This is a genomic window from Enterobacter sp. 4974935 (genome assembly GCF_058661735.1).
This window is the reverse complement of record NZ_JBZWGT010000003.1, coordinates 102,543-116,458: the sequence shown is the minus strand read 5'-3', so window position 1 is coordinate 116,458 and position 13,916 is coordinate 102,543. Positions and strand designations below refer to the sequence as shown.

The window sequence follows — 13,916 nt, the reverse complement described above, 5'->3', positions numbered from 1 at the left end:
TTTTATCATCTTTGGAATACGCACACTCCGTGCGCAGGCCCGTGCCAGACAGCCATAACAACCGGATTATCCGCTCCGGCAAAGGGAGGAATGGCTCGCCATTCCCCGTCAGGTAAAACAATCTCTGCGACGTCATCCGTCGCGTTCAGCGTCACCAGCCACGCATCCGAAAGCAGGATTTGCAGACAGGGTATGCCGTGTTGCCACTCTTGCGCGCTTAACGGTTGCGCGTCTTTATTCAGCCAGCGAACGTTTCCGTCGCCCTCTTCCCACCAGCAGTCGGCGGTGAGCGCGGGGATGCGCTGGCGAAGATGGATCAGCGCCGCGGTGAAATGGGTCAACCCGCTGTTCGCTTCTTCCCAGTTGAGCCAGGTCAGGGTGTTGTCCTGGCAATAGGCGTTGTTGTTGCCGTGCTGGCTGTGACCGTGCTCATCGCCCGCCAGCAGCATCGGCGTGCCCTGCGACAACAAAAGCGTCGTCAGCAGCGCATGAACGCTGGCGCGTCGCCGCTCGATCACATCCAGACTTCCGCCTAACCCTTCTATACCATGGTTAAAGCTATGGTTGTTGTTAGTCCCATCGCGATTCTCTTCGCCGTTTGCCTCATTGTGTTTCTGATTGAAACAAACGCAGTCGCGCAGCGTAAAACCGTCGTGCGCCGTCACCAGATTAATGGTGGCCGACGGACGTTTGCCGTCACGCTTAAAGAGATCGCTGGAGCCGGCAAAGCGACCGGCAAACTCCCCCAGCGACAGATCGCGCGTCAGCCAGAAGCGGCGGACGGCATCGCGGAAGTGGTCGTTCCACTCGGCAAACAGCGGCGGGAAGTTCCCCACCTGATAACCGCCCTCGCCGATGTCCCAGGGCTCCGCAATCAGCTTCACCTTTGAAAGCACCGGACAGTTTTTGATGGCCTCAAACAGCGGCGCCTGCTGGCTGAACGCCGGGGTGCGCCCCATTACCGGCGCCAGGTCGAAACGAAAACCGTCCACGTGGAACGTCTCAACCCAGTATTTCAGGCACGCGTACGCGTAATGCGTAACGGCCGGATGACTGAGGTTGAGGGTGTTACCGCACCCGGTCCAGTTCTCGTAATCGCCGTCGTCCCTGATCCAATAATAGCTACGGTTATCGATTCCGCGCTGTGAGAGCGTCGGGCCATCAAGATCGCTTTCTGCACTGTGGTTCAACACCACGTCCAGAATGACCTCGATACCCGCCGCGTGAAGCGCCTTCACCGCATCGCGAAACTCATCCCGCGCCTTCTCCGGATGCACCGCGTAGCGCGGGTCGAGGGCGAACATCGCCAGCGGGTTGTAGCCCCAGTAGTTGCTTAACCCAAGACGCTGCAGCCGCGGCTCGCTGGCAAAATGCGCCACGGGCAACAGCTCCAGGGCGGTGATCCCTAAGTGCTTCAGGTACGCGACCATCGTCGGATGCCCAAGCGCTTTGTAGGTACCGCGCATCTCTTTGGGGATTGACGGATGCAGATACGTCAGCCCTTTGACGTGGGCTTCATAAATAACGGTGTTGCCCCACGGCGTGCGCGGCGGGGCATCGTCTTCCCAGTCGTAGAGATCGTGTACCACCACGCTTTTGGGCGCGACGGGTGCGCTGTCGCGGTGGTCTGGTTCGCCGTAGCCAACGTGGAACAGCGGGTCGTCTTTAAACTCGCCGTCCACGCGGTGCGCACATGGGTCAATCAGCAGCTTCGCCGGGTTAAACCAGTGCCCCTGAGAGGGCTCCCAGGGGCCGTGTACGCGAAAACCGTAGTGCATCCCCGGCCGTCCTCCGGGCAGGTAGCCATGCCAGGTATCCCCCGTGCGCGCCGGTAAATCGTAACGGTGTTCGTTACCTTCCCCGTCAAACACACAGAGTTCCACCCGCTCAGCATGGGCAGAAAAGAGCGTGAAGTTCACCCCCTTTCCGTCAAAACTCGCCCCGAGCGGTTCGGGTTTACCTGCCGAGAGCTGCGTCATTCTCCCTCCCGCACCAGCCAGATTGTGCTCAGCGGCGGCAGTGTCAGGCCAAGGGAGTTCGGACGACCGTGGCTTTCGATGGCGTCGCTCTGTACCAGCCCGCCGTTACCGGCGTTGCTGCCGTGGTAGTGCATGGAGTCGGTGTTAAGGATTTCGCGCCATTTGCCCGGCTGGTTTATGCCGAAGCGGTAGTGTTCGCGCGGTATCGGCGTGAAGTTGCTGGCGACGATGATCTCGTTACCGGCTTTATCACGTCGTACAAAGACAAACACCGAGCGCTCGTGGTCGTCCACCACCAGCCACTCAAAGCCGTACGGATCGAAGTCCAGCTCGTGCAGCGCTTTGTGGTGGCGATAGGTCAGGTTCAGGTCGCGAACCAGACGCTGCACGCCGTGGTGCCAGTTGTCCGCGCCTTCCAGCAGATGCCAGTCAAGGCTGGTGTCGTGGTTCCATTCGCGCCCTTGCGCAAATTCGTTGCCCATAAACAGCAGCTTTTTGCCCGGGAAGGCGAACATCCAGCCGTAATAGGCGCGCAGGTTGGCAAACTTCTGCCACGCGTCCCCCGGCATGCGGTCGAGAACGGATTTCTTGCCGTGTACCACCTCATCGTGCGACAGCGGCAGCATGAAGTTTTCGGTGTAGTTGTAGAGTAGCCCGAAGGTGAGCTTATCGTGGTGATACTGACGATAAACCGGGTCAAGCTTCATGTAGTCGAGCGTGTCGTGCATCCAGCCGAGGTTCCACTTGTACCAGAAGCCCAGGCCGCCCATTGCCGGTGGACGGGAAACGCCCGGGAAGTCGGTTGACTCTTCAGCCATGGTCACGGCGCCTTCCACCTGCTCGCCGATAATGCGGTTGGTGTTGCGCAGAAACTCAATCGCTTCGAGGTTTTCACGCCCGCCATACTCGTTTGGGATCCACTCACCCTCTTTGCGGCTGTAGTCGCGGTAGATCATCGACGCCACTGCATCGACGCGCAGGGCATCAATGCCGAAACGTTCGATCCAGTACAGCGCGTTTCCGACCAGGTAGTTTGACACTTCACGGCGACCGTAGTTGTAGATCAGCGTGTTCCAGTCCTGGTGATAGCCTTCGCGCGGATCGCTGTGCTCGTACAGCTTCGTACCGTCAAACTCTGCCAACGCAAAATCATCCGACGGGAAGTGGCCCGGCACCCAGTCGAGGATCACGTTCAGTCCGGCGGCGTGCGCGGCATCAATGAAATAGCGGAAGTCATCGCGCGTGCCGAAGCGGCGCGTAGGCGCATATAGCCCGGTCGGCTGATAGCCCCAGCTACCGTCGAACGGGTGTTCGTTGATTGGCAGCAGCTCCAGATGGGTAAAGCCCATCCATTTGGCGTACGGCACCAGCTGGTCCGCCAGCTCGCGATAGCTCAGCCAGAAGTTGTTATCGGTGTGGCGACGCCAGGAGCCGAGATGCACTTCATAGACGGAGATCGGCGCATCAAAGCGGTTGGCCTGCTTGCGCTCCTCGCTCTGGACAACCTTCTCCGGCAGGCCGCAAATCAGCGAGGCGGTATTCGGGCGCAGTTCGGCCTCAAAGGCGTACGGGTCGGATTTAATACGCAGCTTGCCGTTGGCATCGATCATCTCGAATTTGTAGAGCTGACCGTTGTGCGCGCCGGGGATAAACAGCTCCCAGATACCGGTTTCCCGGCGCAGGCGCATGGGGTGACGACGACCGTCCCAGTAGTTGAACTGCCCGACGACGGAGACGCGCTGGGCGTTTGGCGCCCATACGGCAAAGCGCGTGCCGGTGATACCGTCCATGGTATCCGCATGGGCACCCAGCGTTTCGTAGGGGCGTAAATGGGTCCCTTCGGACAGCAGCCAGGCGTCCATCTCTTTTAAGAGCGGGCCGAAGCTATAGGGATCATCAATCAGGTTTTGCTGACCGTGCCAGATAACGGCAAGCTGATAACGAAAAGGATTTTTACGGCGGGGCATGACGCCCGAGAAGAAGCCACGCGAGTCGAGGCATTCCAGATTACCCACCTTGCGGCCGGTTTTGGGTTCGATAACCCACACTTCTGTTGCATCCGGTAACAGCGCCCGAACTTCCAGTCCGGCCTCTGTACGGTGCATCCCTAGCACAGAAAAGGGGTCGGCAAAGTGACCCGCAATAAGCGCATTAATCACGTCTCTCGAAATACGATCGGACATGGTATTCATCCTGTTTTTTTATGTCGCCCTTTTTACGCGCTCCGGGACGACTTTTAATGTGACCTAAACGGTGCAGTTAATCCTCTCTGCTCCGCCCTACCCTCAGGTGAGAAATAAATCTTCCTTAAAGCATAGCCAACGTCGTGGGCCCTCCTGATAAAAAATAAGACATCTGCGTTTTACTCCATGTAGTACGCAAAAAAAGGGGGTGACATTCACCCCCGGTGTTTAACAAATTATTACGCCAGCTGGCGCAGCATGCGGCGCAGCGGCTCGGCGGCACCCCACAGAAGCTGGTCGCCAACGGTGAACGCGGAGAGGTACTCCGGTCCCATGTTCAGCTTGCGCAGGCGGCCAACCGGGGTGGTCAGCGTGCCGGTAACGGCTGCCGGGGTCAGTTCGCGCATGGTGATATCGCGATCGTTTGGCACCACTTTCGCCCACGGGTTGTGCGCGGCCAGCAGCTCTTCCACGGTCGGAATAGACACATCTTTTTTCAGTTTAATGGTGAAAGCCTGGCTGTGGCAGCGCAGCGCGCCGATACGCACGCACAGACCGTCAACCGGAATGGTGTTCGCGGTGGCGAGGATTTTGTTGGTCTCAGCCTGGCCCTTCCACTCTTCGCGGGTCTGGCCGTTATCCAGCTGTTTGTCGATCCACGGGATCAGACCGCCGGCCAGCGGTACGCCAAAGTTATCCACCGGCAACTCGCCGCTGCGGGTGAGCTGAGTGACTTTACGCTCGATATCGAGGATCGCGGACGCCGGGTTTGCCAGTTCGGTCGCGACGCTCTGGTGCAGCTGGCCCATCTGGGTCAGCAGCTCGCGCATATGACGCGCGCCGCCGCCGGACGCCGCCTGGTAGGTCGCTACGGAGACCCACTCCACCAGATCCTGTGCGAACAGGCCGCCGAGGGACATCAGCATCAGGCTGACGGTGCAGTTACCGCCAACAAACGTTTTCACGCCGTTGTTCAGGCCGTCGGTAATGACATCCTGGTTAACCGGGTCGAGAATGATGATGGCATCGTCTTTCATACGCAGCGAAGAGGCCGCGTCAATCCAGTAGCCCTGCCAGCCGCTTTCACGCAGCTTCGGATAAATTTCGTTGGTATAATCGCCGCCCTGGCAGGTCACAATAATGTCGAGTGCCTTCAGCGCTTCCAGATCGTAAGCATCCTGCAACGTGCCTGTGGTACCACCAAAGGACGGTGCAGCCTGGCCGAGCTGGGAAGTGGAGAAGAAGACCGGGCGGATGGCGTCGAAATCGCGCTCTTCAACCATGCGTTGCATGAGTACAGAGCCGACCATACCGCGCCAGCCGATAAAACCAACGTTTTTCATAGCATTTTTTTCCTGCAAGGGGTGTGTGCTGATTGTGCAAGCCAGTATTGAACTGGGATATGCTTCACATTACAAAATGCTGCCAAAGTCGCAAGCGAAATTAATCGATGATTGCCCGGCAATCAGAAAAAGTGCTAATCATCGCAATGACCACAATAAGTATCAGGGATAATTTAAGATGAGTGAAATCATTTCCGCAGCGGTTTTATTGATCCTGATTATGGATCCGCTCGGTAATCTGCCGATCTTCATGTCGGTGCTGAAGCACACCGAGCCGAAGCGCCGTCGGGCGATCATGATCCGCGAGCTGCTCATCGCCCTGCTGGTGATGTTTATCTTCCTGTTCGCCGGTGAAAAAATCCTCGCTTTCCTGAACTTACGTGCCGAAACGGTCTCCATTTCCGGCGGGATCATTTTGTTCCTGATTGCCATAAAGATGATTTTCCCGAGCGCGGAGGGCAGCAGCAGCGGCCTGCCTGCGGGTGAAGAACCGTTTATCGTGCCGCTGGCGATTCCGCTGGTCGCCGGGCCAACGATTCTGGCAACGCTGATGCTGCTGTCGCATCAGTACCCGAATCAGATGAGCCACCTGGTCATTGCCCTGCTGATCGCCTGGGGCGGGACATTTATTATCCTGTTGCAGTCATCGCTGTTCCTGCGCCTGCTGGGCGAGAAAGGGGTGAACGCCCTCGAGCGCCTGATGGGGCTGATTCTGGTGATGATGGCGACGCAGATGTTCCTGGATGGGATCCGGGCATGGATGAAAGGGTGAAGATGTAAAAAAGCCGGGTGGCGCTTACGCTTACCCGGCCTACAGGACCTGATTTTTTTGTAGGTCGGGTAAGGCGAAGCCGCCACCCGACAAAATACGGTCTCGTTAGCTCAGCAGCGTAAACGCAATCATCCCGACAACCGCACCCGTCGTGCCGAGGATGGTTTCCATCAGCGTCCAGGTTTTGAGGGTTTGCGCTTCGGTTGCGCCGGTAAATTTACCGAACAGCCAGAAGCCTGCGTCGTTCACGTGAGATACCACAATCGAGCCGCCCGCGATACAGATAGAGAGCGCCGCCATCTGCGCGCCGGAGTAGTTCAGCTGTTCAATTACCGGCATCACCAGCCCCACCGCGGTTAAGCACGCCACGGTCGCGGAGCCCTGAATGATACGCACCGCCGCGGCCAGCACGAAGCAGGTGACCGCAATCGGCAGGCCCATCCCGGTCAGCGCTTCGCCCAGCGCCGGGCCAACGCCGGAATCCACCAGCACCTGCTTGAACACGCCGCCCGCCCCGATCACCAGCAGAATAATCCCCGCCGGTTGTAGCGCGGCACCGCATATCTCCATCACGCGATCTTTTGGCATGCCCTGACGCATCGCCAGGCCGTAAATTGCCACCAGACACGCCACCAGGATCGCAGTGAACGGATGACCAATAAATTCGAACCATTCGTAAGCGGTTGACCCCACCGGCACAAAACGCGCGGCGATGGTTTTCAGGCCCACCAGCACCAGCGGCAGCAGGATCAGCGACAGACTGAAGCCGAAGGACGGCATTTTGCCCTCGCCCAGGTGCGGCTCGGAGATGTCATCCGGAATGTGCAGCTCAACGTAACGGCTAATGAAGTTGCCCCACAGCGGACCGGCGATAATCATCCCCGGGATCGCCGCACACAGGCCAATCAGGATCATCCAGCCAAAGTCAGCATGCATCTGGGAGGCCAGCAGCATCGGCGCAGGCCCCGGCAGCAGAAACGCCGCCGCCGCCGCCACGCCCGCAAACAGCGGAATGACCAGCTTCACGAGGTTGGTACCGGTATGGCGTGCCATGGAGAACGCCACGCTAATCAGCAGCACCACCGCCACTTCAAAGAACAGCGGCAGCGCGCAAATCAGACCAGCCAGACCAATCGCGTAGTGCGCACGGCTGTGTCCGAAGGATTTCAGCATCTTGACGGCAATCTGATCGACCGCGCCCGTCTCGTGCAAAATCTTGCCAAACATCGCGCCGAGCGCGACTACGATGGCCAGGAAGCCGAGCGTGCCGCCCATCCCTTTTTCCATCGTCGCCGCAATTTTGTCGAGCGGCATTCCGGAAAAGAGACCGGCACCAATAGAAACCACCATCAAAGCAACGAAGGCGTGCATACGTGCCTTCATTACTAAAAACAGCAGCAGCAATACGGAACCCACTGCTGTCAAAACTAGCGTTAATGTACTCAAAACTTACTGCCTTTTATTAATAACCTCGATGGTGCTGGCAACAACACCTTCCAGCGGCTGATCGATATCAACCACTAAGACATCCTGTTCGTCAGCCCCCGGCTCCTGCAACGCTTCGAACTGCGTTACCAGCATCTGGGTTTTGAAGAAGTGGCCTTTACGCGCCTTCAGGCGGCTTTCAATTACCCCGAAATCGCCTTTCAGGTAGATGAAAGAGAGGTTCGGGTTGCCATCGCGCAGCAGGTCGCGATAGGTTTTTTTCAGCGCGGAACAGACTATCAGGGAGACTTTATTGGTGCGCTGCATCGCGAACGCGGCATCATTCAGCGCCTGCAACCAGGGTTTGCGGTCGTCGTCATTCAGCGGCTCGCCGGAAGCCATTTTCATGATGTTGCTGCGCGGATGGAGGAAGTCACCATCAAGAAACGCAGCCTGGAGTTGATGCGCCACTTCGCTCGCCACGGCAGATTTACCGCTACCGGACACGCCCATCAGGACGTAAACGTGGTGATCGTGATTAGTCGTGCTCAAAGGGTGTCCCTCAGTCAATTGTTACGGGTAACAGTTATCGGTAACATTGTCCTGCCGGGGCATAAGAGAAGCAATATCCAAACGTGCGTGAAGTGAATAAGTGTGAGCTACTTCAAATTTGTCGGATTAAATAGATCCACCCGGTGACAAGGTGAAACCTAAATCTAACATTTTAGGGGTAACTGCCTCACCACGAATGCGCGCCAGCAGGCGTTCTGCACCAATGCGGCCCATGCGTTCACGCGGGGTCAGGACGCTTGCCAGACGCGGCTCCATCACCTGGCCAATGTCGTGGCCGTGGAAGCCGGCAATCGCCATATCATCCGGGATTTTTAAACCCAGACGCTGACACTCAAACGCGGCGCCGACCGCAAGGTCATCGTTGGTACAGAAAATACCGTCCAGTTGCGGATACTCGCGTCGCGCCTGACGCATCAGCTCAATACCCGACGTATAAGAGGAAGATTGCTCCACCATCACGCTGTACGGGGTTAAACCGGCGTCGAGCATCGCCTGCTCGTATCCCTTCTGTTTGATGATAGTACGTTCATCCAGACGCGCACCCAGATAGGCCACATGGCGATGACCGCGGGCGATGATCGCCGCCGTCATCTGACGCGCCGCTTCAAAGTTATCGAACCCCACGGCGATGTCGAGGCACGGCGACTGGCTGTCCATCAGCTCCACCACCGGAATGCCTGCCACTTCAATCATTTTCAGCGTGCGCGGGGTGTGAGTACGTTCCGTTAAAATCAGGCCGTCAATGTTCCAGGAAAGCATCGATTCAAGACGTTCCTCTTCCAGTTCCGGCTTGTACCCATAGTGGGCGAGCATGGTCTGATAACCAAAGGCATCGGTCACGCTTTCGATGCCACGCAGCACTTCAGCGAAAACCTGGTTGGTTAAGGAAGGAAGCAGGACGCCCACCGCACGGCTGGTCGCATTGGAGAGAATATCGGGCGCGCGGTTGGGGATATAACCCAGTTCATCAAGGGCGGCGGCAATCTTGCCACGCAACGCCACGGAAACCTGCTCCGGGTTACGTAAAAAACGGCTGACCGTCATTTTGGTCACACCGACGCGATCGGCGACATCCTGAAGTACGGGGCGTTTCTTTTTCATCGTCCTGAGAAATCTTGAAGTGAGAGATTTGCTCAGTTTATCACGGACAAAGCTCAACCTTCCCCGTTTAAAGGGAAGGTTGAGAAATTATTTAGACCGGCGGCAGATCAAACAGCAGAATTTCACTTTCGCTGTCGGCATGCACGGAGAGCGCCTGCTCATCCCAGACTGCAAGGCCATCGGCGGTGGTGGCTTTGGTGCCGTTGATGGACACCTCGCCTTTCACCACCTGGATCCAGACGCGGCGGTTGGCGGCGATCTGGTGCACAGACTGTTCATCTTTCGCCAGCGCCCAGCGGTACAGCTCCATATCCTGATGCACTTTCAGGGAACCTTCACGCGCATCCGGGGAGAGCACCAGCTGTTTACCCTGTTTCGCATCGAAGCGGCGCTGTTCGTAGCGTGGCGTGATGCCGGTCTCTTCTGGAATGATCCAGATTTGATACAGGTGCAGTTTTTCCGTTTTGCTCGGGTTGTACTCAGAGTGACGCACCCCGGTCCCCGCGCTCATAATCTGGAACTCGCCCGCCGGAACCTGCTCTTTATTGCCCATGCTGTCCTGGTGCTCAACCGCCCCTTCCAGCACATAGGTCAGGATTTCCATGTCCTTGTGCGGGTGGGTACCGAAGCCTTGGCCTGCATCAATCACGTCGTCGTTAATGACGCGCAGCGCGGAGAAGCCCATGAAGTTCGGGTCGTAGTAGTCGGCAAACGAGAATGAATGCCATGAGTCCAGCCAGCCATGATTCGCGTGACCACGTTCGTTTGCTTTGCGTAAGTAGATCATTGTTTTCACCCTCAGTTCGTTTCGATGGAGTAAGTGTGGACGCAAACGCTCAGGGATCATAGAGGGTGAAAATTGACTCCTCTGTTCAAAAATTTAGAACAAGCACAAAGGAGCCATTTTTGCTTATCTGGCGAGGGTTACCGTGGCAGGGGAAGCCTGTTCGAAGGCCCTTTCAAGGATTTCCAGGTTCGTCAGAACGTCAGATTCCTTGACGTAATTCGGCGTGCCGCTGGAAAGGGTTTCATACAGCGCATCGTAGACGCGTCCATAATCGCCCGTTTCCGGCTTCAGCTCTTCCCTGACCGTCAGGCCCTCGTCGTTCACGTACTCCAGCACGCCCACGGAATCATCTGCCGCAAAGCCCGGTTCGCCCGGCATGATGTTGGCCTTCAGGCTGGTCTCCTGCTGGTCAATACCGTACTTGATAAAGGAGCCTTTCTTGCCGTGAACGATAAATTTCGGGTAGTCGATTTTCACCAGATGACTGGTTTTGACGATGGCTTTGAGATCGCCGTAGAAGAGCTGTGCTTCGAAGGTATCGTCCGGATTGGCCTTATTGCGCAGGCTGCGGATGTCGTACGCCACGTGGTCCGGGCGGCCAAACAGGGAGATGATCTGGTCCATGGTGTGTACGCCCAGACCGTAGAACGAACCGTCCTGCGGCAGGCCGGGTTTGGTTTCTGCCACAGGGCGGTAGTAATCGAAGTGGCTTTCGATTTCAACGATCTCGCCGAGCTTGCCGCTTTCGATTGCCTTTTTTGCCGTCAGGAAGCAGCTGTCAAAGCGACGGTTCTGGTACGGCGTGACGGTCAGCCCTTTGCTTTTCGCCAGCGCAAAGAGTTCCTTCGCTTCGGCGATGGTCGGGGTGAACGGTTTTTCCACCAGCACGTTTTTACCTGCTTCCAGCGCGCGTTTTGCGTAGTCAAAGTGGCTGTCGGCGTGGGTACAGACCACCACCAGCTTCACCTGCGGATCATTTAACACTTCATCAAGATCGCTGGTGAAATGAATATGGGAATACTGCGGAGACTGCTCTTCTGGCTTCGCGCGGCGGCGATAGATATGGGCCACGTGCCAGGTCTCTTTTCGGTTAAGAACATACGGAAGGTGGTAACGCGTGGTGCTTTTGCCAAATCCAATAAATGCACAATGTAGTGTCATGGCTCAGTCCTTTTGGAAGGTTACTGAGTCTAACCATAACAAAAAAAAAGCCAGCGAGAAGCTGGCTAAAGTAATACTGGAAGCAATGTGAGCAATGTCGTGCTTTCAGGTTCCCGTAGGAGGTCTTCCTGAATGCAGAGCAATAATAATCATTCTCATTCGCACTTGTCCAACACTTTTTGCAAAAAATAGCGATTGACTCAACTTTTAAAGTCACTGATGTTGGAAGGGACTTTTAACTGACTGAGGAACAAGGAATGAGTGAGATAGTGATACGCCACGCTGAACCGAAAGATTACGACGCCATTCGTCAGATCCACGCCCAGCCGGAGGTGTACCACAACACGCTACAGGTTCCTCATCCCTCAGAGCAGATGTGGCATGACCGGCTAACCGATCAGCCCGGTATCAAGCAGTTGGTCGCCTGTATTGATGATACCGTCGCCGGGCATCTGTGCATTGCCGTAGCTCAGCGTCCGCGCCGCAGCCACGTCGCCGATTTTGGAATTTGTGTGGGTGCGCAGTGGCAAAACCGGGGCGTCGCCAGCGCGCTGATACGCACCATGATTGATATGTGCGATAACTGGCTGCGCGTCGACCGCATCGAGTTAACGGTGTTTGTCGATAACGCACCGGCAATCGCGGTGTACAAAAAGCACGGGTTTGAGATTGAAGGCACCGGCAGGCGCTACGCCCTGCGCAACGGCGAGTACGTGGACGCGTATTATATGGCGCGGATGAAGTAACCCCTCACCCCGACCCTCTCCCCGAAAGGGCGAGGGAGAAAAGACCGCACCGTGCAATCCCCTCTCCCCTATGGGGAGAGGGTTAGGGTGAGGGGAGCCCTCAATACCCCGCCGTTAAATCATCCACCGACCGTGGGTCCGACGCGCCAAACAGGGCACCGTCCGGCCCGACCATAATGCTCTGGGTGCTGCCCATCGCCTCCTTCACCGCCACCTTCTGCCCGCGCTGCTCAAGCAGCTTGAGGGTATCCGGGCTAAAGCCCTTCTCCACGCGCAACTCGTCCGGCAGCCACTGGTGATGGAAACGCGGCGCATTGGTCGCTTCGGCGACGTTCATCCCAAAGTCGATGCTGTTCACTACCATTTGCAACACGGTGGTGATAATCCGGCTCCCGCCCGGGCTGCCGGTCACCAGCCAGGTTTTGCCGTCTTTCACCACGATGGTGGGCGACATGGACGACAGCGGGCGCTTCTTCGGCCCGACCGCATTTGCATCGCCGCCGACCAGCCCGTAGACGTTCGGCACGCCCGGCTTGGCCGAGAAGTCATCCATCTCGTTGTTCAGCAAAATACCGCTGTTGCCCGCCACAATCCCGGTGCCGAAGGTGGTGTTGAGCGTGTATGTCACCGCCACCGCGTTTCCGTCTTTGTCCACGACCGAGAAGTGGGTGGTCTGGTTACTTTCATACGGCGCCAGCTTGCCCGGGCGGATCTCGCTGGACGGTTTAGCCTTGTTGATGTCGATCTCATCGGCAATCGATTTGGCATAGGCTTTGTTGGTCAGCGCCTGCCACGGCACCTTCACGAAGTCCGGATCGCCAAGGTATTCCGAGCGGTCCGCGTAGGCGCGCTTTTCCGCCTCCGCCATCACCTGCATGGCATCGGCACTACCGAAGCCGAACTTGTGCATATCGAAGTTTTCCAGAATATTGAGGATCTGCACAATGTGAATGCCCCCGGAGGACGGCGGCGGCATGGAGAAGACCTCGTAGCCGCGATAGGTGCCGCTGATCGGCTCGCGCTCCACCGCCTTATATTCCGCCAGATCCGCTTTGGTGATCAGCCCGCCGTTCTTCTGCATCTCATCGGCAATCTGATCGGCAATCGGCCCCTTATAGAAGGCGTCCGGACCGTTTTCGGCAATCAGTTCGAGACTTTTTGCGAGGTTCTTCTGCATCAGCTTATCGCCCTTTTTCAGCGGCTCGCCGTCTTTCCAGAAGATAGCCTTGCTGTTTTCATGATTGGGAATAACTTCGCTGCCGTAGGTTTTGAGGTCGTCCGCCAGCGCGCCGTTGACGACGAAGCCGTCGCGCGCCAGCCTGATGGCAGGCTGTACCACTTTATTCAGCGGCAGCGTGCCGTATTTTTCCAGCGCCAGCGAGAACCCCGCAACGGTGCCCGGCGTGCCGGAGGCAAGGTGCGAGGTCAGGGATTTTTTACTGTCCGGATTGCCCTGATCGTCGAGGAACATATCGCGGGAGGCCTGATTCGGTGCCATCTCACGGAAGTCGATGGCCGTAGTTTTACCGTCTTTCGTGCGCAGCATCATAAACCCGCCGCCGCCCAGGTTCCCCGCCTGTGGATGCGTTACCGCCAGCGCGTACCCGACCGCGACCGCCGCATCCACCGCGTTTCCGCCCTGTTTAAGAATATCGACGCCCACCTGAGTTGCCAGCGCGTCAACCGAGGCCACCATGCCGTGCGTCGCCCGCACGGGATGAAAAACATCCTCCTCCACGCCGTAAGAGACCGGAGGAGCGGCGGGCGGGTTGGCCACCACGGTAAATGTGCCGCCTGCCATCAGCGCAGCGATGGCGACCCAGCGCAAAAAGGTTGGTTTCATCAT

Annotated in this window: 11 protein-coding genes; 2 read left to right on the top strand and 9 right to left on the bottom strand. The window is 57.4% G+C overall.

Annotated elements, in window-relative coordinates; all coding sequences use genetic code 11:
- Positions 1-5 precede the first annotated feature (5 nt).
- The 3 genes from glgX to asd all read right to left on the bottom strand — a co-directional run bounded on the left by glgX (position 6) and on the right by asd (position 5,505).
- Complete coding sequence (glgX, locus tag AC4OVS_RS01660) at positions 6-1,979, bottom strand: glycogen debranching protein GlgX (protein ID WP_063201365.1); 1,974 nt, start codon at positions 1,977-1,979, stop codon at positions 6-8.
- The gene (gene glgB / locus AC4OVS_RS01655; RefSeq protein WP_023298793.1) at positions 1,976-4,162 is read right to left on the bottom strand and encodes a 1,4-alpha-glucan branching enzyme; all 2,187 of its coding nucleotides are present in this window, start codon (positions 4,160-4,162) and stop codon (positions 1,976-1,978) included. Before glgB ends, glgX begins: the two co-directional genes overlap by 4 nt.
- A gap of 239 nt (positions 4,163-4,401) precedes the next feature.
- On the bottom strand, positions 4,402-5,505 hold the full coding sequence (asd, locus tag AC4OVS_RS01650; protein WP_022649649.1) for an aspartate-semialdehyde dehydrogenase: 1,104 nt from the start codon (positions 5,503-5,505) through the stop codon (positions 4,402-4,404).
- Positions 5,506-5,683: 178 nt separating this feature from the next.
- Here asd and yhgN point away from each other — a divergent pair, with 178 nt between their 5' ends.
- Entirely contained in the window at positions 5,684-6,277 is a 594-nt protein-coding gene (yhgN, locus tag AC4OVS_RS01645; RefSeq protein WP_003861574.1) for an NAAT family transporter YhgN, read from the top strand.
- A 105-nt stretch (positions 6,278-6,382) separates the two neighbouring features.
- Here the strand turns inward: yhgN and gntU are convergent, their stop codons facing one another.
- The 5 genes from gntU to AC4OVS_RS01620 all read right to left on the bottom strand — a co-directional run bounded on the left by gntU (position 6,383) and on the right by AC4OVS_RS01620 (position 11,324).
- Complete coding sequence (gntU, locus tag AC4OVS_RS01640) at positions 6,383-7,723, bottom strand: gluconate transporter (RefSeq protein ID WP_017693851.1); 1,341 nt, start codon at positions 7,721-7,723, stop codon at positions 6,383-6,385.
- 3 nt (positions 7,724-7,726) lie between these two features.
- Positions 7,727-8,254 (bottom strand): gluconokinase, encoded by a 528-nt coding sequence (gene gntK, locus AC4OVS_RS01635; RefSeq protein WP_003861569.1) that lies wholly within the window; start codon positions 8,252-8,254, stop codon positions 7,727-7,729.
- Between the two features lie 126 nt (positions 8,255-8,380).
- The gene (gene gntR, locus AC4OVS_RS01630) at positions 8,381-9,376 is read right to left on the bottom strand and encodes a gluconate operon transcriptional repressor GntR (protein WP_003861567.1); all 996 of its coding nucleotides are present in this window, start codon (positions 9,374-9,376) and stop codon (positions 8,381-8,383) included.
- A gap of 91 nt (positions 9,377-9,467) precedes the next feature.
- Positions 9,468-10,163: a pirin family protein gene (locus AC4OVS_RS01625; RefSeq protein ID WP_003861565.1), complete on the bottom strand. Its 696-nt coding sequence runs from the start codon at positions 10,161-10,163 to the stop codon at positions 9,468-9,470.
- Between the two features lie 123 nt (positions 10,164-10,286).
- Entirely contained in the window at positions 10,287-11,324 is a 1,038-nt protein-coding gene (locus AC4OVS_RS01620; protein ID WP_022649651.1) for an oxidoreductase, read from the bottom strand.
- A 257-nt stretch (positions 11,325-11,581) separates the two neighbouring features.
- Here AC4OVS_RS01620 and yhhY point away from each other — a divergent pair, with 257 nt between their 5' ends.
- Positions 11,582-12,070 carry an N-acetyltransferase gene (yhhY, locus tag AC4OVS_RS01615; RefSeq protein WP_023298796.1) on the top strand — a complete coding sequence of 163 codons (489 nt, stop codon included), beginning with the start codon at positions 11,582-11,584 and terminating at the stop codon, positions 12,068-12,070.
- A 100-nt stretch (positions 12,071-12,170) separates the two neighbouring features.
- Here the strand turns inward: yhhY and ggt are convergent, their stop codons facing one another.
- Positions 12,171-13,916, bottom strand: coding sequence for a gamma-glutamyltransferase (gene ggt / locus AC4OVS_RS01610; RefSeq protein ID WP_491922141.1), 1,746 nt, complete (start codon positions 13,914-13,916; stop codon positions 12,171-12,173).